Below are 22,745 nucleotides of genomic sequence, written 5' to 3'. Positions count from 1 at the left end.
CCGTGTTCACCGCGACCGACGGCACGCCGCAGCAGGTGATCGTTCCCGCCGCTCACGTGGAGCTCGGCTGGGATGTGGTCGATGCCGAGGCGTGGGCCGACGGGCAACGGGCCGACGCCGTGCGTGCGGCCGCACAGTACGCGTTCGATCTGGCCACCGAAATCCCGGTGCGCGCCAGCCTGTTCCGGCTGGGCGACGACGAACACCTGCTGGTGGCCGTGGTGCATCACATCGCCGCGGACGGTTGGTCGTTGCAGCCGCTGGTCACCGATCTGGGCGCGGCGTACGTCAGCCGCTGCGCCGGAGAAGCGCCGGGCTGGGCCCCGCTCGCGGTGCAGTACGTCGACTACACCCTGTGGCAGCGTGGGCAGCTCGGGGAACTCGAGGCGCCCGACAGCGAGGTCTCGGCCCAGCTGAATTACTGGGCCGACGCGCTGGCCGGCATTCCGGACCGGATCGATCTGCCGACTGACCGGCCGTATCCCGCGGTGGCCGACCTGGCGGGCGCCACGATCGAAATCGACTGGCCCGCCGAGTTGCAGCGGGAGATCGCGCGCGTGGCGCGTGAGCACAACGCGACCAGCTTCATGGTGGTGCAGGCCGCCCTGGCCGTCATGCTGGCCAAGCTCAGCGCGAGTTCCGATGTCGCCATTGGCTTCCCGATCGCCGGGCGGCGCGACCCCGCGCTGGACGACCTGGTGGGCTTCTTCGTCAACACGTTGGTGCTACGGGTCGACCTGACCGGAAACCCCACTGTGGAAGAGCTTTTGGCGCAGGTTCGGACGCGCAGCCTCGCTGCCTATGAACATCAGGACGTGCCGTTCGAGGTACTGGTCGAGCGCGTGAATCCGACGCGCTCGCTGTCCCACCACCCGCTGGTGCAAGTGATGCTCGGCTGGCAGAACCTGCCGTGGCAAGGACACGCGGACGCGAGGAGCGGAAAGGGCAAGGGCACCACGGGTCTGACCCTCGGCGACCTGACCGTCACTCCGCTGCCCGTTGAAACCCAGTCCGCCCGCATGGATTTGGCCTTCTCGCTGTCCGAACGCTGGACTGCGACAGGCGAACCCGCGGGCATCGGCGGTATCGTCGAGTTCCGTACCGACGTGTTCGATGCGGCGAGCGTCCAAGCCCTGGTGCGCCGGCTGCATGCAGTATTGGCGGCCATCACCGCCGATCCCACCCGGGCGCTGTCCACGGTCGACCTGTTGACCGCCGACGAGCGGGCCCGGGTCGAGGAGACCGGGCACCGGGACGTCCTGACCCGGCCGTCGAGTCAGGTGTCGATTCCGGAGTTGTTCGCCACACACGCCGTGCGCGCACCCGAGGCGGTCGCGATCACAGACACGGGTACACCAGCCACGACTGACGCTCGCGCATCGATGACGTACGCGGAACTGGATGCCGCGTCGAACCAGGTGGCCCACCTGTTGGCGGGCCACGGCGTCGGTGCGGGTTCGGTTGTCGCGCTGCTGCTTTCCCGCTCGACCGACGCTATCGTCGCGATGCTGGGCGTGCTCAAGGCCGGGGCGGCGTACTTGCCGATCGACGTGTCATGGCCGTCGTCGCGCATCACCTTCGTGCTCGACGATGCGGCACCGGTGGCGGCGATCAGTGCCGATCCGGATCTGCTGTCCGGCTTCGACGGCGCCGTCCTCACGGTCGCTGATGCTGCCGCGCAGTCTGATTCAGCGTTGCCGATGCCGGACGCCGCCGCGCTTGCCTACCTGATCTACACCTCGGGAACCACCGGCACGCCCAAGGGCGTCGGACTCACCCACGCCAATGTGACCCAGCTCCTCGGCACCCTCGACATGCGGCTGCCTGCCGCCGGCGTGTGGAGCCATGCGCACTCGCTGGCGTTCGACGTGTCGGTGTGGGAGATCTTCGGCGCGCTGCTCCGCGGCGGCCGGGTCGTGGTGATCGGGGATGCGGTGGCCCGATCGTCGGCGGATCTGCATCGGACCCTGGTCGCCGAAGGTGTCACCGTGCTGACCCAGACCCCAACGGCGGCAGCGGTATTGTCGCCCGTCGGACTGGAGCGCGCGGTGCTCGTCGCGGTCGGTGAGGCCTGCCCACCCGAGGTGGTGCAGCGCTGGGCGGCCGGTGGCCGCGTGATGGTCAACGCCTACGGGCCGACCGAGACGACGATGTGCGTGGCGATGAGTGCGCCGCTGATGGCCGATTCGGTGTCGGAATCCGCTGTCGTGCCGATCGGTTCGCCGGTGGGCGGCGCCGCGTTGTTCGTGCTCGACGCCTCGTTGCGGCCGGTGCCGCCCGGCGTGATCGGCGAACTGTATGTCGCCGGTGCCGGGCTGGGTGTCGGCTATCTGCGTCGCGCCGGGCTGAGCGCCTCGCGCTTCGTGGCGTGCCCGTTCGGGGCGCCGGGCACCCGCATGTACCGCACCGGCGACCTGGTGCGGTGGGGCGCCGACGGACAGCTGACGTACCTGGGTCGTGCCGACGAGCAGGTCAAGATCCGCGGCTATCGCATCGAACTCGGCGACGTGCAAACGGCATTGGCTGCGCTGGACGGAGTGCGGCAGGCTGTGGTGATCGCCCGGGAGGACCGGCCCGGTGACAAGCGCCTCGTCGGGTACGTGACCGGGACCGCTGATCCAGCTGCGGCGCGCGCCGAACTGGCGCAGCGACTTCCGGCCTACATGGTGCCCGCGGCGATTGTGACCCTGGATCGGTTGCCGTTGACGGCCAACGGCAAGCTGGACACGCGTGCCCTGCCCGCTCCCGACTATGTGGCCGGCGACTACCGGGCACCGGCGACGGCGGTCGAGGAAATTCTGGCCGGCATCTTCGCGAATCTGTTGGGGATCACGTCGGCGCCTGTGGGCGTGGATGATTCGTTCTTCGATCTCGGTGGCGACAGCATCGCGGCGATGCGCCTGATCGCGGCGATCAACGCCGCGTTGGACACGGATCTGGCGGTGCGCACGGTGTTCGAGGCGCCGACCATCGCGCAGCTGGCGCCGCGGCTGGGGACGTCCGCGGCGCGGCGGGATCCACTGGTGGCCATCCCGGCGCACGAACGGCCGACCGCGATCCCGCTGTCGTTCGCGCAGAATCGCTTGTGGTTCCTGGAGCAGCTGCAGGGGCCGTCCGCGACCTACAACCTCTCCACGGTGTTGCGGCTCGCCGGACGCCTCGATACCGAGGCGTTGCACGCCGCGCTGGTTGACGTGGTGAGCCGGCACGAGGCGCTGCGTACCGTGTTCGTCGCGCCCGACGGCGTACCGCAGCAGGTGGTGCTGTCGGCATCGGCGGCCGATATCGGTTGGGACAGCACCGATGCCACGGGCTGGACGGCGGACCAGTTGGACGACGCCGTGGCTGCCGCGGCGCGGTACGCCTTCGACGTGTCATCCGAGATTCTCCTGCGCGCCAGCCTGTTCCGGGTTTCCGCCGATGAGCATGTGCTGGTGGCCGCGGTGCACCACATCGCCGCCGACGGCTGGTCCATCACGCCACTGGCGCGTGACCTCGGCGTGGCCTACGCGAGCCGGTGCGCCGGGCAGGCACCGCAGTGGCCGGATCTGCCGGTGCAGTACGTGGACTACACGCTCTGGCAGCGTGCACAATTCGGAGATCTGCACGACGGCGACAGCCCGATCGCGGCGCAGCTCGCGTACTGGCAGGACGCGTTGGCGGGGCTGCCCGAACGGCTGCAACTGCCCACCGACCGGCCCTACCCGCTGGTGGCAGATCAGCACGGTGCGACGGTCGCCATCGACTGGCCGGCCGCGCTGCAGCAGCAGATCGCGCACGTGGCCCGTGCGCACAACGCCACCGGTTTCATGGTGATCCAGGCCGCCCTGGCTCTGTTGCTGTCCACCATCAGCGCGAGTTCCGATGTCGCCGTGGGCTTCCCGATCGCCGGTCGTACCGACCCGGCGCTCGACGATCTGGTGGGTTTCTTCGTCAACACCCTCGTGCTGCGGGTCGACCTGACCGGCGATCCCACGTTCGCCGACCTGCTGGCGCAGGTGCAGCAGCGCAGCCTCGCGGCGTACGAGAACCAGGACGTGCCGTTCGAGGTGCTGGTCGAGCGGCTCAACCCCGCCCGGAGCCTGACCCATCACCCGCTGGTGCAGGTGCTGCTGGCGTGGCAGAACCTGCCGGGGCACGCGGACGCGAGGAGCAGAAAGGGCGATCGCAGCGGGCAACTCATCCTCGGTGACCTGGCGGTGACGCCGGTCCCGGTCGACACCCAGACCGCCCGCATGGACCTGACGTTCTCGCTCGGCGAGCGCTGGACCGCCGACGGTGCCCCGGACGGCATCGCCGGGACCGTCGAATACCGCACCGACGTGTTCGATGCCGCAAGCATCGAGACGCTGATCGGACGATTGCAGCGCGTGCTGGCCGCAGTCAGCGCCGACCCGACGGCACGGGTGTCCGCGGTCGAGATCCTCGACGCCGCCGAGCGCGCCCGCATCGACACCATCGGCAACCGGGCGGCCGTGGACCGGCCCGTTCACGACGTGTCGATCCCCGCACTGTTCGCCGCGGTGGTGGCGCGCACCCCGGATGCGGTGGCGCTCAGCTGCGATGGCCGCACCCTGACCTACCGGGAACTCGATGAGTACGCGGACCGGTTGGGACATCTGCTTGCCGGCCACGGTGCCGCACCGGGACAGACTGTGGCACTTCTGCTTCCGCGGTCTGCCGAGGCCATCGTGGCGATCCTGGCGGTGCTCAAGACCGGGGCGGCGTACGTTCCGCTCGATCCGGCATTGCCGGCCGCGCGTATCGAGTTCGTCCTGGGCGATGCCACACCGGTCGCGGTGATCACCTCGGGTGACCTGGCGGACCGGGTCTCCGGTCTGGACGTCACGGTCATCGATGTGGACGACACCGACGACACGGCCCGGTACGACACCGCACCGGCGGGGCCGGCCGCGGACGACATCGCGTACCTGATCTACACCTCGGGCACCACCGGCGTGCCCAAAGGCGTTGCGGTTGCCCACCGCAACGTGACCCAGCTGATCGGCACCCCCGACTCCGGCCTGCCGACATTCGGTGTCTGGAGCCAGTGGCACTCGCTGGCGTTCGACGTCTCGGTGTGGGAGATCTTCGGCGCCTTGCTGAACGGCGGCCGGCTGGTCGTCGTGCCCGAATCGGTGGCGCGGGCGCCGGAGGACCTGCATGCGCTGCTGCTCGCCGAGCAGGTCACCGTGCTGAGCCTGACTCCCTCTGCGGCAGGGGCACTTTCGCCCGCCGGGCTGGACGGTGTCACGCTCGTGGTGGCGGGCGAGGCGTGCCCCACCGAATTGGTCGACCGCTGGGCACGCCGCGGACGCGAGGAGCAAGAACGCGGTAGCCGCGTCATGATCAACGCCTACGGCCCGACGGAAGCCACGGTCTATGCCGCGATCAGCGCGCCACTGACGCCGGGACAGCCGACGGTGCCGATCGGTTCGCCGGTGCCGGGCGGCTCGACCTTCGTGCTCGACAGCCACTTGCGGCCGGTCCCGATCGGCGTCGTCGGTGAGCTGTACCTCGCCGGTGGCGGCGTCGCGGCCGGATATCTGCGCCGCGGCGGGCTGACCGCCTCGCGCTTCGTGGCCTGCCCGTTCGGTGGGGCCGGCGCGCGCATGTACCGCACCGGGGACCTGGTGCGGTGGCGTGCCGACGGGCAGCTGGACTATCTGGGCCGGGTCGACGACCAGGTCAAGATTCGCGGCTACCGCATCGAATTGGGCGACATCCAAGCAGCTTTGGCGGATCTCGACGGAGTGGACCAGGCCGCCGTGGTTGCTCGCGAAGACCGGCCCGGCGACAAGCGCCTGGTCGGCTATGTCACCGGATCGGCCGATCCGGCGGCGGTCCGCGCCGCGCTGGCAGATCGATTGCCGGCGTATATGATTCCGGCCGCAGTGGTCGTCATGCCGCAGCTGCCGTTGACGGCCAACGGCAAGCTCGACACCCGTGCGCTGCCGACGCCGGAGTACGCCGCGGGCGACTACCGTGCGCCGGCGAACGCGATCGAGGAGATTCTCGCCGGCATCTACGCGGCGGTGCTCGGTGTCGAGCGGGTCGGTGTTGATGACTCGTTCTTCGACCTTGGCGGCGACAGTATTTCGTCGATGCAGGTGGTGACGCGGGCGCGGGCGGCGGGTCTGACCTGCCGGACCAAGGACCTGTTCGTCGAGCAGACCGTCGCCCGGTTGGCCCGGGTCGTCGAGATCGGCGAGAATTCAGGCGGGGACAACAGCGGCCGCGAAAGGGATTCGGGCGTCGGGCCGCTGCCGGCCACCCCGATCGTCGAATGGCTACGCCGCGTCGACGGCCCCACCGACCAGTTCAACCAGACGGTGCTGGTGCAGGCCCCTGCGGATGCCACCGCATCCGACGCGGCAATCCTGTTGCGGGCCTTGCTGGATCGCCACGCGACGCTGCGGATGCGCGTCGAGGACGACGGCACCGGCGGCTGGTCGCTGACCGCGGCCGAGCCCGGCGCCGCGGCTGCCCACGACTGCCTGCACACCACGGACACTTGGTCCGACGACGCGCTGGCGGCCGCCCGCGCGCACCTGGACCCTGCCGCCGGGGTGATGCTCAGCGCGCTGTGGGTGTCGGACACCCGGCAGCTCGCGGTGATCATCCACCACCTGGCCGTCGATGCGGTGTCGTGGCGGATCCTGTTGGAAGACTTGAATATCGCGTGGATGCGGCACCGGGCCGGACAGCCCATCGCGCTGCCGCCGGGTGGTACGTCGTTCCGGCGCTGGGCGGAACTGCTCGCCGAGCATGCTCAGGATCCAAAGGTCGTCGAGCACGCTGCCACCTGGCAGCGCGTCGAGCAGGCCCCGGCCGTACTGCCCGCTGTGCAGCCCGCTGTCGACACGTTCGCCGCTGCGGAGCACCTGGCCGCCGAGCTGGACGCCGGCACCACCGCGGCGCTGCTGGGCGCCGTCCCGGCGGCTTTCCACACCGGCATCAACGACATTCTGGTGATCGGATTCGCCTTGGCACTGGCGGAGTTCTCCGGTGCGCATGGCAGGCCGATCGGGATCGACGTCGAGGGGCATGGGCGACACGAAGAGCTCGGCTCCGGTGTCGACCTGACCCGGACTGTCGGCTGGTTCACCACCAAGTCCCCGGTGTCAATCGCTCTCGGTGACATCACGTGGGCGCAGGTGACCGCCGGTGATACGGCGCTGGGGGCTGTCATCAAGGACGCCAAGGAGCAGCTCCGCGCGCTACCGAACCCGCTGACCTACGGACTGCTGCGGTACCTGAATGCGGATGCGGTTGTGGCAGGACCGGATCCGGCCGTCGGATTCAACTACCTCGGGCGCCAGGGCGGTACCGCCGAACTCTCAGCGGACCTCTGGCGAATCGGGGATTCGTCCACCGCGGTGACAACGGGGGCCATGGCGATTCCCATGCCGCTGATGCACACGCTGGAACTTGGTGCCGGTGCCGTCGACACGGCGGACGGCCCACGGCTGCAGGCAAATTGGACCTGGGCGCCATCGGCGCTCGACCGGGAACAGGTGGCCCGGCTGAGCCGGCTGTGGTTCGAGGCATTGTCCGGCATCTGTGCCCACGTCTCCGGGGGTGGGGGCGGACTCACGCCGTCCGACGTCGCGCCGGCCCGCCTGAGTCAGCAGCAGCTCGACGAGTTGACGGCGCAGCACGGCGTTGCGGACGTGCTGCCGCTCACCCCGGTGCAGGAGGGCTTGCTCTTTCATGCCGCCACCGCGCAGGGCAGTGACAGCCTCTATGCCGGGCAGCTGGACATCGGGGTCAGCGGGCAGGTCGACGTCGCCCGGCTGCACGACGCGGTGCGCGCCGTGGTCGCCCGGCATCCGCATCTGGTGGCGAACTTCCACCCGAAGTTCGCCCAGCCGGTGCAGGTCATCCCGTCCGATCCCGTAACCGCTTGGCGTTACCTGGAACTCGACGGTGATTCCGGGCTCGCGGACGTCCGTGCCGCCGAGCGCGCCGCCGTGTGCGACCTGACCACCGGCCCGGTGTTCCGCGCCGCGCTGATCCGGGTCGCACCCGGTAGGTACCGGTTTGTGCTGACGAATCACCACATCGTGCTCGACGGCTGGTCGATGCCGATCCTGTTGGCGGAGATCTTCGCCAATTATCACGGCCACCGGCTGCCCCCGGCGACGCCGTACCGCAACTACGTGAGCTGGCTGGTGGACCGGGACCACGACGCGGCGACCGCGGCCTGGGGCGAACTGCTCCGTGGCATCGACACGCCCACGCTGGTCGGACCCGCCGGCCGCACGGAGTCGGGGCCGCGGGACGTCGAGACAGTGACGTTGCCCGCGGAAATCGCCACGGCGGTCAGCGAATTGGCGCGCGCGCGGCACACCACGGTCAACACCGTGCTGCAGGCGGCGTACGCCCAGCTGCTGTGCTGGCTGACCGGCAGCCACGACGTGGTGTTCGGCACCACGGTCTCCGGCCGGCCCGCGGAAGTCTCCGGTGTCGAATCCATGGTCGGCCTGTTCATCAACACCGTGCCGGTCCGTGCCCACCTGAGCGCGACGACGACAGCGGTCGAGCTGCTCGACCAGCTGCAGGGCGGCTACAACGACACGCTGGACCATCAGCACCTGGCGCTGAACGAGATTCATCGCATCACCGGTCAGGATCAGCTGTTCGACACGCTGTTCGCGTTCGAGAACTATCCCGTCGACGCCGCAGCGCTGTCGAGTGACGCAGAACTGGCTGTCACCGATGTCGCGACGCACGAGTCCACGCACTATCCGCTGACCGTCCAGGCCCAGCCGGGCCGCCAACTCACGATCCGCATCGAGTACGACACCACGGTGTTCGGGGTGGCCGACATCGCGGCGATGATCGAGCGGCTGCAGGCCGTGCTGGTCGCCATGACCACCGATCCGGCACGACCGATATCGGGTACCGGAGCCCTCGAGCCCGACGAGCAGATCGCCGTGGATCAGTGGAGCGGCCGGGCCGTCCTCACGGAACCTGTTGCCGGGGAGACTGTTCCGGCCCTGTTCGCCGGCCAGGTGGCGCGGACGCCCGATGCGGTGGCCCTGACCTACCAGGCGTCGTCGTGGACATACCGTGAACTGGACGAAGCGTCTGACCGGTTGGCGCGTGCGCTCGCGGCCGGGGACGCCGGCCCGGGACAGGCTGTGGCGCTGGTGTTCCCCCGCTCTGCCGAGGCCGTCATGGCGATCCTGGCGGTGCTCAAGACCGGGGCGGCGTACCTGCCCATCGATCCGGCGCTGCCCACGGAACGCATCGAGTTCATGCTCGCCGACGCGGCGCCGGTGGTGGTACTCACCACCACGGACCTGGCCGGCGAGATGTCGGGACTGGGCGTGCCGGTCCTGGACGTGGCGGCCGCGACTCAGAGCGATAATGGCGTCGCGACAGTACTTTCGGGACCGGGACCCGACGACATCGCACACCTCATCTACACGTCCGGAACCACGGGGCTGCCCAAGGGCGTCGCGGTCACCCACCGCAACGTGACACAGCTGTTCGCGGGCCTCGACATCGGGGTGCCGCTGGCGCCGGGACAGGTGTGGGCGCAGTTCCACTCGTATTCGTTCGACTTCTCGGTGTGGGAGATCTGGGCCGCGCTGCTGCATGGCGGGCGCCTGGTGGTGGTGCCCGATGCGGTGGTCCGCTCGGCAGATGAGTTCCACGCCTTGCTCGTTCGCGAGGGCGTCACGGTGCTGGCGCAGACGCCGTCCGCGGTGAGCGTGTTGTCACCGGACGGCCTGGAGTCGATGGCGCTGCTGATCGGCGCCGAGGCGTGCCCGCCGGAGTTGGTGGATCGATGGGCACCGGGGCGCGTGATGCTCAACGTCTACGGCCCGACAGAGACGACCATGTGGGTCTCCAAGAGCACGCCGCTGGCCGCGGGTTCCGGTGCGCCGCCGATCGGTTCGCCGGTCCCGGGTGCGGCGCTGTTCGTGCTCGACGACTGGCTGCGGCCGGTGCGACCCGGTGCCATCGGCGAACTGTATGTGGCGGGCCGCGGCGTAGGCGTCGGCTACTGGGGCCGGGCAGACTTGACCGCAACACGTTTCATGGCGTGCCCGTTCGGCGCACCAGGAACGCGGATGTACCGCACCGGTGACCTGGCGAGCTGGGGCCCCGACGGACAGCTGCGCTACCTCGGCCGGGCCGACGAGCAGGTCAAGATTCGCGGCCACCGCATCGAATTGGGCGAAGTGCGTTCAGCATTGGCGGCCATCGACGGTGTCGAACAGGCGGTGGTGATCACTCGCGAGGACCAGACCGGCGGCAAGCGGCTGGTGGGTTACCTCGTCGGGTCCGCTGATCCGGCCGAGGTGCGGGCGACGCTGGCGCAGCGCCTGCCGGGTTACATGGTCCCGGCGGCCGTGATCGGGCTGACGGAACTGCCCGTCACCGTCAACGGCAAGCTCGACACCCGCGCGCTGCCGGAACCGGAATACGTTGCGGGCGTGTACCGGGCACCGGGCAGCCTCACCGAGGAGATCCTGGCCGGCGTCTACGCGCAGGTGCTGGGCGTCGAGCGGGTCGGTGTCGATGACTCGTTCTTCGACCTGGGCGGCGACTCGCTGTCGACGATGCGGTTGGTCGCGGCGATCAATTCCGCACTGGACGTCGACCTTCCGGTGCGCGCGGTGTTCGAGGCGCCCACCATTGCCCAGCTGGCGCCGCGGATCGCCGCGGGCGAGCGGGGCCTGCAAGCCCTGACCGTGGCAGCGCGTCCCGACGTGGTGCCGTTGTCATTCGCGCAGAACCGGCTGTGGCTTGTCGACCAGGTGCAGGGGCCGTCACCGGTCTACAACATGGCGACGGCCTTGCGGCTGGGCGGAAGTCTGGATGTCGATGCGCTCGGTGCCGCGATGGCCGATGTTGTCGACCGGCACGAGATCCTCCGCACGCTGCTCATCGCGCCGGACGGCACGCCGCAGCAAGTGGTGATCCCGGCGGCGCAAGCAGATTTCGGCTGGGGCGTCATCGATGCGACGCAGTGGCCGGCGAGCCGGCTGCAGGACGCACTCGAAGTGGCGGCGCGGGGCACCGTCGACCTGGCCACCGATATCCCGTTGCGGGCGCGCCTGTTCCGCGTCGCGGCCGACGAACATGTCCTGGTGGCAGTCGTGCACCACATTGCCGCGGACGGCTGGTCGCTGCGGCCGCTGGTCGCTGATCTGGGCGTCGCCTACGCCAACCGGTGCGCCGGTCAGGCGCCGGACTGGGCGCCGTTGCCGGTGCAGTACATCGACTACACGCTCTGGCAGCGCGCACAATTCGGCCGGCTCGACGACAGCTCGAGTCGGGTGGCCGCCCAGCTCGCGTACTGGGAGGATGCGCTTGCCGGGCTGCCCGACCGCGTGCAGCTACCCACCGACCGGCCGTACCCCCTGGTCGCCGATATGGCCGGCGCGACCGTGGCCGTGCAGTGGCCTGCCGAGTTGCAGGAGCAGGTGGCCCGGCTGGCCCGCGAGCACAATGCGACGACATTCATGGTCGTGCAGGCCGCACTGCTGGCGTTGCTCGCGAAAGTCAGTGCGAACGCCGATGTCGCCGTGGGCTTCCCGATCGCCGGACGACGCGATCCGGCGCTCGACGACCTCGTCGGCTTCTTTGTCAACACCCTGGTACTGCGCGCCGACCTGACCGGTGATCCGACGTTCACCGAGCTGCTGAACCAGGTCCGGACCCGCAGTCTCGAGGCCTTCGAACACCAGGACGTGCCGTTCGAGGTGCTGGTGGAACGTCTCAATCCGGCGCGCACCCTCACCCACCACCCGCTGGTGCAGGTCATGTTGTCCTGGCAGAACTTCACCGGCCTGACCGATCCGGCTGCCGGTTCCGGGTTGAAGGGCGGCATCCTCAAAGACATAGACGTCACGGCCGTATCACTGGGCACGCAGTCCGCCCGCATGGACCTGACGTTCTCGCTGTCCGAACGCTGGACCGAGACGGGGCAATCCGCCGGTATCGGCGGCGAGGTCGAGTTCCGTACCGACGTGTTCGATGCCGAAACCGTTGCGGCTCTGGTCAATCGGATGGAGCTGCTGCTGACGGCCATGACGGCCGACCCGCAGCGGCCACTGTCGTCGGTCAGCCTGGTCGACGACGTCGAACAGGCCCGGCTTGACGAGCTCGGCCATCGTGCGGTGCTGGCCGCCCCGGCCGGTGCCGGCGCGTCGCTGCCGGAGTTGTTCGCGGCCCAGGTCGCCCGCACGCCGGATGCCGGGGCGCTCACGTGGGCGGGCCGAACGCTGACGTATGCGGAACTGGATGCGGCGGCTAATCAGTTGGCGCACTGCTTGATCGGCCATGGCGCGCGCCCGGGGCAGACGGTGGCCCTGCTGTTCCACCGGTCGGCCGAGGCCATCGTTTCGATCCTCGCGGTCCTCAAAACCGGGGCGGCGTACCTACCGATCGACCCGGCGCTGCCGCCGGCCCGGGTTGATTTCATGCTCGGCGACGCGATGCCGGTCGCCGCCGTCAGCACCGGCGATCTGGTCGAGCGGTTGGCCGTATTCAGTGGCCCGGTGCTCGACGTGGCCGACGCCGGCATCGAAAACCAGCCCACCACAACACCTCCCGCGCCGGATGCGGGCGACATCGCCTATCTGATCTACACCTCCGGCACCACCGGTGTGCCCAAGGGTGTCGCCATCACCCACCGCAACGTGGTCGGACTGCTGGGACGACTGAGAGACCAATTGCCGACGGCCCGGGTGTGGTCTCAGTGGCACTCACTGGCCTTCGACGTCTCGGTATGGGAGATCTTCGGGGCGCTGCTGCACGGCGGCCGCCTGGTCGTCGTGTCCGAGACGATGGCCCGTTCGCCGGAGGACCTGCACGAGCTGCTGGTGGCCGAGGGCGTGACGATGCTGACGCAAACCCCTTCTGCCGCACTGATGTTGTCTCCGGAGGGCCTGGAGTCGACGTCGCTGGTGGTGGCCGGTGAGGCGTGTCCGACGGAGTTGGTGGACCGCTGGGCGACCGACGGCAACACCGCGGGCCGCGTCATGATCAATGCCTACGGCCCCACCGAGGCCACGATCTACGCCGCGGTGAGTGCGCCGCTCACGTCGGGGTCACCCGCCGTGCCGATCGGTACCCCGGCGTCGGGTGCGGCGGCTTTCGTCCTCGACGAGCGGTTGCGACCGGTGCCGATCGGTGTTGTCGGTGAGCTGTACGTGGCGGGTTCTGGCGTCGCGGCGGGCTACGTGCGTCGCGGTGGACTGACTGCGGCGCGGTTCGTGGCGTGTCCCTTCGGCACCCCGGGACAACGCATGTACCGCACCGGTGACCTCGTCCGGTGGGGTGCCGATGGCCAGCTGCAGTACCTCGGCCGCGCCGACGAACAGGTCAAGATTCGTGGCTACCGCATCGAATTGGGTGATGTGCAAGCGGCATTGGCCGGCCTGGACGGAGTCCGCCAAGCCGCGGTGATCGTGCGCGAGGACCGCCCCGGCGACAAGCGGCTGGTCGGCTACATCACCGGCACCGCCGACCCGGCGCAGGCCCGCACCGCGGTGGCCAAACACCTTCCGGCGTACATGGTTCCGGCTGCGGTGGTGGCGATCGCGACGCTGCCGCTCACCCCCAACGGCAAGTTGGACCGGCGCGCGTTGCCGGCCCCGACGTACGGCGACGCCGACCAGTACCGGGCACCGGGCACGCCGGTCGAAGAGACACTGGCGGCCGTCTATGCCGATGTGCTCGGGGTCGAGCGGGTCGGCGTCGATGATTCGTTCTTCGAACTGGGCGGCGACAGCATCATGTCGATGCAGGTGGTGGCCCGGGCCCGGGCGGCGGGACTGACGTGCCGCCCGCGTGACGTCTTCGTCGAGCAGACGGTGGCCCGGCTGGCCTTGGTGGTCGGAACCGTCAGTGACGCAACCGATGTCATCGACGAGGGGGTCGGCCCGGTGGTCGCCACCCCGATCATGCGGTGGCTGGCGAACGTGAACGGCCCGACGGGCCAGTTCAACCAGACCATGGTGGTGCAGGCCCCGGCCGGCGTCACCGAGACCGATGTCGCAATGTTGTTGCAGGCCTTGCTGGACCGGCACGCCATGCTGCGGCTGCAGGTCGACGGCGGGGCGAGCGAAGCGACGGGAAATGGGACCGACTGGTCTCTGCAGGTGCCCGGCGCGGGCGCGGTCGATGCCCGTGAGTGCCTGCGCACCGCCGACGAATTGACCGAAGACGCGGTGCTCGCCGCGCGGGCGCGGTTGAACCCGGCGGCCGGCGTGATGCTCAGCGCATTGTGGGTGGCGCCCGCGCGCCAGCTGGTGCTGATCATCCACCACCTGGCCGTCGACGGCGTGTCCTGGCGAATCCTGTTGGAAGACTTGAACGTCGCATGGCTGCAGTCCCGCGCGGGGCAGCCGGTCGAGATTTCCGCGACCGGCACGTCGTTCCAGCGCTGGGCCCAGGTCCTTGCCGAGCACGCCGCAGCGCCCGAGGTCGTCGCACAGGCGGACGCCTGGCGGCAGGTGGCGTCGACGCCCGCGCTGTTGCCGGCCGTCCAGCCGGACCAGGACACCTTCGCCACCGCTGGGCAGTTGTCGGTCACGCTCGATGACGTCGACACAGTGCAGACGCTGCTGCGGGAGGCGCCGGCGGCGTTCCATGCCGGTATCAACGACGTCCTGCTGATCGGATTCGCCTTGGCGGTAGCCGAATTCGTGGGTCGCGGTCGCGCGATCGGCATCGACGTCGAGGGCCACGGGCGGCACGACGAGATCGCCGACAACCTCGACCTGTCGCGCACCGTCGGCTGGTTCACCACCAAGTACCCCGTGGCCGTCACGGTCGGTGAGCTGCCCTGGGCACACGTGGCGTCCGGGGATGCGGCCCTGGGTGCGGTGGTCAAGGACGCCAAGGAGCAACTGCGGGCGCTGCCGGAAGGGCTCACGTACGGTCTACTGCGCTACCTGAACGACGACGTCGACCTCGAAACAGCGGATCCAGCAATCGGATTCAACTACCTGGGCCGCCTCGGCGGTGGACCGGAATTGTCCGAGGAGCTGTGGCGGGTCGGCCGGGACGGCTCGGCCGCAGCTGAGACCACCGGGGTGGCGACCGCGGTGCCGATGCCGCTGATGCACACCGTGGAGCTCAACGCGGGCACCGTGGACACCGACGCCGGTCCGCAACTGCACGCCAACTGGACGTGGGCACGGTCAGCGCTCGACGACGACCAGGTCGAACGACTCAGCCGGTTGTGGTTCGAAGCGCTGACCGGCATCTGCGCACTGGTCCGCGCCGGCGGCGGCGGTCTGACCCCGTCGGATATCGCACCGGCCGCATTGAACCAAAAGCAGATCGACGAGCTGGAGCGCCGGCAGCCGATCGCCGACATCCTGCCGGTGACCCCGCTGCAGCAGGGCCTGCTGTTCCACGCCGCGCAGTCCGGCGCCGGCGCCGACCTGTATGCGGTGCAGCTGGACCTGACCCTGGCCGGCCCACTCGACCCAGGCCGGCTGCGCGACGCCGTGCAGATGGTGGCCGAGCGGCACCCGAATCTCGCGGCGCGCTTCCATGCCGAACTCGATGTGCAGGTCATCCCGACGACGCCCGAAATCTCTTGGCAGGTCATCGATCTGACCGTGGCCGACGGCGCCGACGCCGAGGTCAAGCGTATCTGTGCGGCGGAACGCGCGGCGGTCTGCGAGTTGGCCGACCAACCGGCGTTCCGGGTCGCGTTGATCCGCATCGGCGAACACCGGCACCGGCTGGTGTTGACCAACCACCACGTCGTCATGGACGGTTGGTCGCTGCCGATCCTGCTGCGGGAGATTTTCGCCGGCTATCACGGGTACCGGCTGGCTGCTGCCGTGCCGTACCGCCGCTTCGTCACCTGGCTGGCCGAGCGTGACCGCGATGCCGCGCGTGCCGCTTGGTCCGAGGTGCTCTCCGGATTCGACACCCCGACGCTGGTCGCGTCCCGACCGGGGACCGGTGGCCGCGGCGTGAAATCCGTTGGCTTGTCCGCGGAAACGACACACGCCGTCGGCGAGCTGGCCCGCTCGAGCCAGACGACCGTCAACGTCGTGCTCCAGGCCGCCTATGCCCAGCTGCTGATGCAGCTGACCGGCCGGCACGACGTGGTGTTCGGGACCGCGGTGTCGGGTCGCCCGACCGACGTGGCCGGGGCGGACGAGATGGTGGGCCTGATGATCAACACAGTGCCGGTGCGGGCCACCGCGACCGCGCTGACCACCCCGGCGGACCTGCTCGACCAGATGCAGGGCGCCCACAACCGCACGCTCGATCACCAGCACCTCTCATTGTCCGAGATGCACCGGATCACCGGTCAGGACAGGCTCTTCGACACGCTGTTCGCGTACGAGAACTACCCGTTGGGCGCCGCCGCATCAGGGGGCGTCGGGGAGCTGACCATCACCGAGTTCAGCAGTCACGAGCAGAACCACTACCCGTTGACGGTGCAGGCCATGCCGGGCGAGGAACTGGGCCTACGCGTCGAGTACGACACCGGTGTGTTCGACGCGGCCGCCATCGACGCGCTGGTCGGCCGGTTCGAGCGGGTGCTCGTGGCGATGACCGCCGCACCCACCTCGCGACTCTCCTCGGTGAATCTGCTTGACGCCGAAGAGCACTCGCGGCTGGACCGGATCGGCAACCGGGCGGCCGCGACCGGCTCCGTTGCACCGGCGTCGATTCCCGAGCTCTTCACCGCTCAGGTCGACCGCACTCCAGGGGCCACCGCGTTGACCGGACCGGGCCGTTCCCTGACCTACCGTGACCTGGACGAGGCCTCGAACCGGTTGGCGCACTTGCTGATCGAACTCGGCGCAGCGCCAGGTCAGACGGTCGCGCTGCTGTTCGGCCGATCGATCGAGGCGGTCGTGGCGATCCTCGCGGTCCTCAAGACGGGGGCGGCGTATCTCCCGATCGATCCGGCACTACCGGGCGAGCGGCTGGCGTTCCTGCTGTCCGATGCGGCGCCGACCGCCGCGGTCACCACAGCGGACCTGGTGGGCCGGCTGGCCGGATTCGACGGCCCGGTCGTCGTCGACAGCGCCCGCGAAAACCTGCCCGCCACCAGGCTTTCGCCACCCGATCCGGACAGTGTCGCGTACCTGATCTACACCTCGGGTACCACCGGGGTACCGAAGGGCGTTGCGGTGGCGCACCGCAATGTGGCCCGGCAGTTCGGCGTGCCACTCGCGGGCCTGCCGGCGGATCCGGTGTGGACGCAGTGCCATTCGTACGCGTTCGACTTCTCGGTATGGGAAATCTGGGGCGCGCTGTTGCACGGCGGCCGGCTGGTGATCGTGCCGGAAGCGGTCACCGCTGCTCCGGTCGAGTTCCAGCGGCTACTCGTGGCCGAACACATCAACGTGCTCACGCAAACACCCTCCGCGGCTGGGGTTTTGGTTCCTGAGGAGCTGGCGCCCCTGGCGCTGCTGGTCGGTGGCGAGGCGTGCCCGAACGACGTGGTCAACCGGTGGACGTCGTGCGGGCACACCATGATCAACGCCTACGGTCCCACCGAGACGACGGTGTACGCGTCGATGACCGAACCGCTCACCGCGGGACAGGGTTCGGTGCCGATCGGCGTACCGGTGCCCGGCACGGCACTGTTCGTGCTGGACGGCTGGTTGCGCCCGGTCCCGGCAGATGTCGTCGGTGAACTGTATGTCGCGGGCGACGGCGTGAGCGTCGGCTACGCCGGCCGCGCGGGGTTGACCGCCGATCGGTTCGTGGCCTGCCCGTTCCGGGCGGCAGGGGAGCGGATGTACCGCACCGGGGACCTGGTGCGGTGGGACACCGACGGTCGCCTGCACTACGTCGGCCGGGCCGACGAGCAGGTCAAGGTTCGCGGCTTCCGCATCGAACTCGGTGAAGTACAAGCGGCTTTGGCGACGCTCGACGGCGTGGATCAGGCGGCCGTGATCGCGCGCGAGGACCGCACCGGCGACAAACGTCTCGTCGGCTACATCACCGGCACCGCCGACGCCGCGGAGCTCCGCGCCCGGTTGGCCGACGTGCTGCCCGCACACGCGGTCCCGGCCGCCATCGTCAGGTTGGCCGGGGTGTCCGCTTTGCCCGTGACGGTCAACGGCAAGCTCGACGTCCGCGCCCTGCCCGCGCCCGAGTACCGGGCCGGCACCTACCGCGCCCCGGACACCGCCACCGAGGCCGCACTGGCGGCGGTCTACGGCGCGGTTCTCGGGATCGAACGCGTTGGGATCGACGAGTCGTTCTTCGACCTCGGCGGCGACAGCATCTCCGCAATGCGTCTGGTCGCGGCGGTCCGCGCGGAGCTCGGGATCGAGCTGTCGGTCGCGACCGTGTTCGAGGCACCGACCGTGCAAGAGCTCAGTGCGTGCCTGATGACGGACGGTGCCGCCGCAGCGGAGATCGCGCCGGTGCAGGTTCTGCAGACCGGTACGGGCGTCCCACTTTTCTGCCTGCATACGGTCAGCGGCGTCAGTTGGCCGTACCAAGTGCTCGGCGGCTACGTCGGCGCCCCCATCATCGGCATCCAGCAGGCGGCGCCGGACGTGCCGCGGTCCATCAACGAGATGGCGGCGACGTACGCCGACCGGATCCAGGCCGAACAGCCGTCGGGTCCGTATCACCTGCTGGGCTGGTCGTTCGGCGGTGTGGTGGCGCATGCGGTCGCGGTCGAGTTGCGGCGGCGCGGGGCCGCCGTCGAGCGGCTGGTGCTGCTCGACGCCGAGCCGAGTCTGCGCGTCGCCAATCAGGCCGTCGACCGGGATCAGCTGGCCGGCCTGATCGATGACGGGCTGACGGACCTGCTGGTGCGCAACTTCGACACCAACGTCGCGCTGTACCGCGAACATCAGGCCGGGCAGTTCGACGGTGATGTCGTGGTGGTCGCGGCCACCCGGGGCGACGCCGAGCGCGGCGCCTTCCTCGAGCAGAGCTGGCGCCCGCATGTGGCCGGCGACATCACGGTCCACATGGTGCCGTGTGGGCACCATGAGATGCTGACCGTCGAAGCGCTTGCCGGGTACGGCGGGCATCTGGGCGGTGAGGCGCGGTGAAAGTTCGGTCGGGCAAGGGCGTGTTCGCCGGGGCTTTCGAGCTGCTGGCGCGGGTGGTGCTGCGTCGGCCGTGGGCGGTGATCGGCGCCTGGCTGCTGCTCGTCGTGGCGTTGTCGGTGGCCGTCCCGCCGTTGATGAAACTGGCCAGCGACCGCAACCAGGAACTGCTGCCGAGCAACTCGGCGGTGATGGCGGCGACGCGGGACATGACGGCGGCGTTCCACGAACCCGGAATCCAGAACATCGCGTTGGTGGTGCTCACCGACGAGAACGGCTTGACCAAAGCCGACGAGGACGTCTACCGCACCCTGGTCGACAGCCTGCACCGCGATACGGCCGACGTCGTGATGGTGCAGGACTTCATCTCCCAGCCGCCGATGCGAGAAGTGTTGGCCAGCAAGGACAACAAGGCCTGGTTCATCCCCGTCGGTATCCGTGGCGAGCTCGGGTCACCGGAATCCAGTGAGGCGTACAAGCGCGTCGTCGGCATCGTCGACCACACCGTCGGTCAAGACACAGCAGGCTCGTCGCTCAAGTACCACATGACGGGCCTGACCGCCACCGTCGCCGAACGTGAACAACTCGGGTTGCGTGATCTGCGGGTCATCGAGACAGCCACCATCGGCATGGTGCTGCTGATTCTCTTTGTGGTGTACCGCAATATCGTCACCATTCTGGTGCCGCTGGCGACCATCACGGTCTCGCAGGCCGCTGCGACGCAGGGGGTGGCGGCCCTGGCGACGTGGGGGCTGCCCATTTCGCAGCAGACCGTTGTCTTCATGAGCGCCATGATGATCGGCGCCGGCGTGGACTACGCCGTCTTCCTGATCAGCCGCTACCACGAATATCTCCGGCAGGGACTGGATTCCGACGATGCGGTGGCGCGGGCGCTGACCGCCATCGGCAAGGTGATCGCGGCGTCCGCGGCCACCGTCGCGGTGACGTTCCTGGGCATGAGTTTCACGAGCCTCAAGGTCTTTTCCACGACCGGTCCGGCACTGGCGGTCACGATCGCGGTCGCGTTCCTGTCGTCGATCACGCTGCTGCCGGCGATCCTGACGCTCGTGGGACGGCGCGGCTGGGCCAGGCCCCGGAAGGAACTCACCAGCCGCTTCTGGCACCGGTCCGGGATCAACATCGTGCGGCGCCCGGTGGTCCATCTGGTCGGCAGCCTGGTCGTGCTGATCGCGCTGGCCGCCGGGGTGGCGTGGTTGCACACCAGCTACGACGCCCGCACCGCGCTGCCTGCGACGGCCGAGAGCAACATCGGCATGGCCGCCATCGAGCGGCATTTCCCGGCGAGTGTGACGGCACCGCAATATCTTTTCGTCCAGTCGCCGCACGACCTGCGGACGACGAAAGGGCTGGCCGACCTCGAGCAGATGGCACAGCGCGTCGCGCAGTTGCCCGACATCGCGGCCGTCCGCGGCGTCACCCGGCCCACCGGTGCCCCGCTGGAACAGGCCACGCTGAGTTTCCAGGCCGGTGAGATCGGCGACAAACTCGCCGAGGCCACCAACAAGATCACCGGCAGCGTCGATCAACGCGAGGCCCTGGTCGGTGGGGCCGGCAAGCTCGCCGACAGCCTGGCTACCGTGCGCACCCAGCTGACCAAGACCATGGGCGTGATGGACAGCCTGAACAAGAGCATGGCGAGCATCAAAGACCAGCTGGAGAGTTCGCAGGACTTCCAGGACGCGCAGCGGGAATTGGATGCTGTGCGCAATTCCGGCGACGTGCCGAACATCCCGCCGCGCTCGGGTAGCCAGAATTTCCAGGACATGGTCGCCATGGCCGATGCACTGCTGGAGCAGCGGAAGAACAACCCCAACTGCGACAGTGATCCGGATTGCGCGGGCCAGCGGGACCAGCTGCAACGGCTGTCCGATGGCCTGCACAAGATGCAGCCCTCACTGGACGCGGCAGCGAAAGCCCTTCGGTCCCTTGGCGGGAGTGGTGGGGGCAGTAACCCGAGTGGGATGAAGCAGAACATGGCGTCCCTGCAGGAGGGTGCCAACGCGCTGGCCGAGGGCAGCCGGAAGATTGCCGAAGGGCTGCGTGTCCTCGATGACCAGACCAAACAGCTCGGCGAAGGCCTGTCACACGCCTCGGCGTTCCTGCTGGCGATGAAGCTGCACGCCTCCGAGCCGGGCGCGGCGGGCTTTTACATCTCGCCGGAAATCCTGGACAACGACAAATTCAAAGACCTGGCAAGGGTTTTCATGTCGCCGGATGGGCATTCGGCACGGTACCTGGTCGAGTCCAAGCTGAATCCGTATGACACCAAGGCCATGGACCAGGTCAAGGCGATCCTCGCGGCAGCACAAGGTGCGCAGGCCAATACGTCGCTGGCCGACGCGAAGATCGCGATGTCGGGCATGACCCCGTACTACGCGGAGCTGCGCGACTACTTCAACAAGGACCTGCGGTACATCGTGCTGATGACCGTCGTGGTGGTCTTCCTGATCCTGGTGCTGCTGCTGCGGGCCGTCGTCGCACCGCTGTATCTCGTTGGCACCGTGATTCTTTCGTGCCTGTCGTCCCTCGGTATCGGCGTCATCGTGTTGCAGATCCTCGGCGGTCAACCGATGGCGGCGAGCACGCCGGGTATGGCGTTCATCGTGTTGGTGGCGGTCGGCGCGGACTACAACATGCTGCTGATCTCACGGATCCGCGACGAATCCCCACATGGCATCCGATCCGGCGTCATCCGCACCGTACGGAGCACCGGCAGCGTGATCACCTCTGCCGGCATGATTTTCGCCGCACCGATGTTCGCCATGCTGTTCAGCAGCATCGGCTCCATGGTGCAGGGCGGCTTCATCATCGGCGTCGGCCTGCTGATCGACACCCTGATCGTGCGCACCGTCACGGTGCCGGCGCTGGCCGTGCTGGTCGGCAAGTACAACTGGTGGCCGTCGCGTCGGTCGACCGTTACGCCGTGACGGTGAGCTCGACGCGGCCGTCGGTACCGAGGGTTTCGCGCTCGGCCAGCGCGGAGGTCTTGGCGACGAGCCGGACCCGGTCGGCCCGGAACAGGTCTTCGGAGTATTCGAACGGCTGACCGCCGGCGTCCGAGGCAACCCGCGTCATCGCCAGTAGGGGAGTGCGCGTGGGGATTTCGAGCCAAGCAGCTTCACGGGGGTTGGCGCTGACGACCTCGATGCTCTCGACCGACGTCACGGGCGCGAGATCGTAACGGACAGCCAGGATGTCGTAGAGCGAGCCGCCGAGGGGCTGCTCCAGCAGGTCGGGCACCCGGTCGGCGGGGAAGTGCGCGCAGTCGACCGACAGCGGGAAGCCGTCGGCGTAGCGCAACCGCTGCACGACGACGAGTTCGGTGTCGGGCTTGACCCCCAGGCGCTGTGCCTCGATGGCTGTCGCTCCGCGCAGGGCCGTGGCGAGCACCCGGCTGCGCGTGGTGGAGTGCCCGCCCTGCCTCAGCCGGTTCGGCAGGCCGGACAGCTCGGCGACGTTGCGTTCCACGAGAACGGTCTTGATGAACGTGCCGCCCGCGCGCCCGCTGCGCCGCTCCAGGATCCCGGCGCGGCTCAGGGGGACGAGCGCACTGCGCAGGGTCGCGCGGGACACCGCGAATTGCTCGGCCATCTCACGTTCGGAGCCGAGGCGGTCACCCGGGCGAAGCGTGCCGGCGTCGAGCATGCTGACGATGCGGCGCCGCACATCCTCGGCTACCGGGCCGCCCTCGGACTCGTCCAT

Annotated in this window: 3 protein-coding genes (1 of these 3 cut by a window edge); 2 read left to right on the top strand and 1 reads right to left on the bottom strand. The window is 69.2% G+C overall.

The window, feature by feature from the left end; genetic code table 11:
* Positions 1–19,025, top strand: the 3' portion of a protein-coding gene (locus G6N59_RS14430; RefSeq protein WP_138232946.1) for a non-ribosomal peptide synthase/polyketide synthase. Its footprint begins 12,253 nt before the window's first position; only the last 19,025 of its 31,278 coding nucleotides appear in the window; its start codon lies off the left edge, out of view; its stop codon occupies positions 19,023–19,025.
* Positions 19,022–21,970: an MMPL/RND family transporter gene (locus G6N59_RS14425; RefSeq protein WP_234884436.1), complete on the top strand. Its 2,949-nt coding sequence runs from the start codon at positions 19,022–19,024 to the stop codon at positions 21,968–21,970. Before G6N59_RS14430 ends, G6N59_RS14425 begins: the two co-directional genes overlap by 4 nt.
* On the opposite strand, the gene G6N59_RS14420 is transcribed toward G6N59_RS14425, so the two are convergent.
* On the bottom strand, positions 21,960–22,745 hold the full coding sequence (locus G6N59_RS14420) for a GntR family transcriptional regulator (RefSeq protein WP_138232945.1): 786 nt from the start codon (positions 22,743–22,745) through the stop codon (positions 21,960–21,962). The two genes, G6N59_RS14425 and G6N59_RS14420, sit on opposite strands and share 11 nt — an antisense overlap.

Source organism: Mycolicibacterium aubagnense (genome assembly GCF_010730955.1).
In the GTDB taxonomy this organism is placed as follows: Bacteria; Actinomycetota; Actinomycetes; order Mycobacteriales; family Mycobacteriaceae; genus Mycobacterium; species Mycobacterium aubagnense.
The sequence above is the reverse complement of the archived record's forward strand: the minus strand, read 5'-3'. Positions and strand labels throughout refer to the sequence as shown.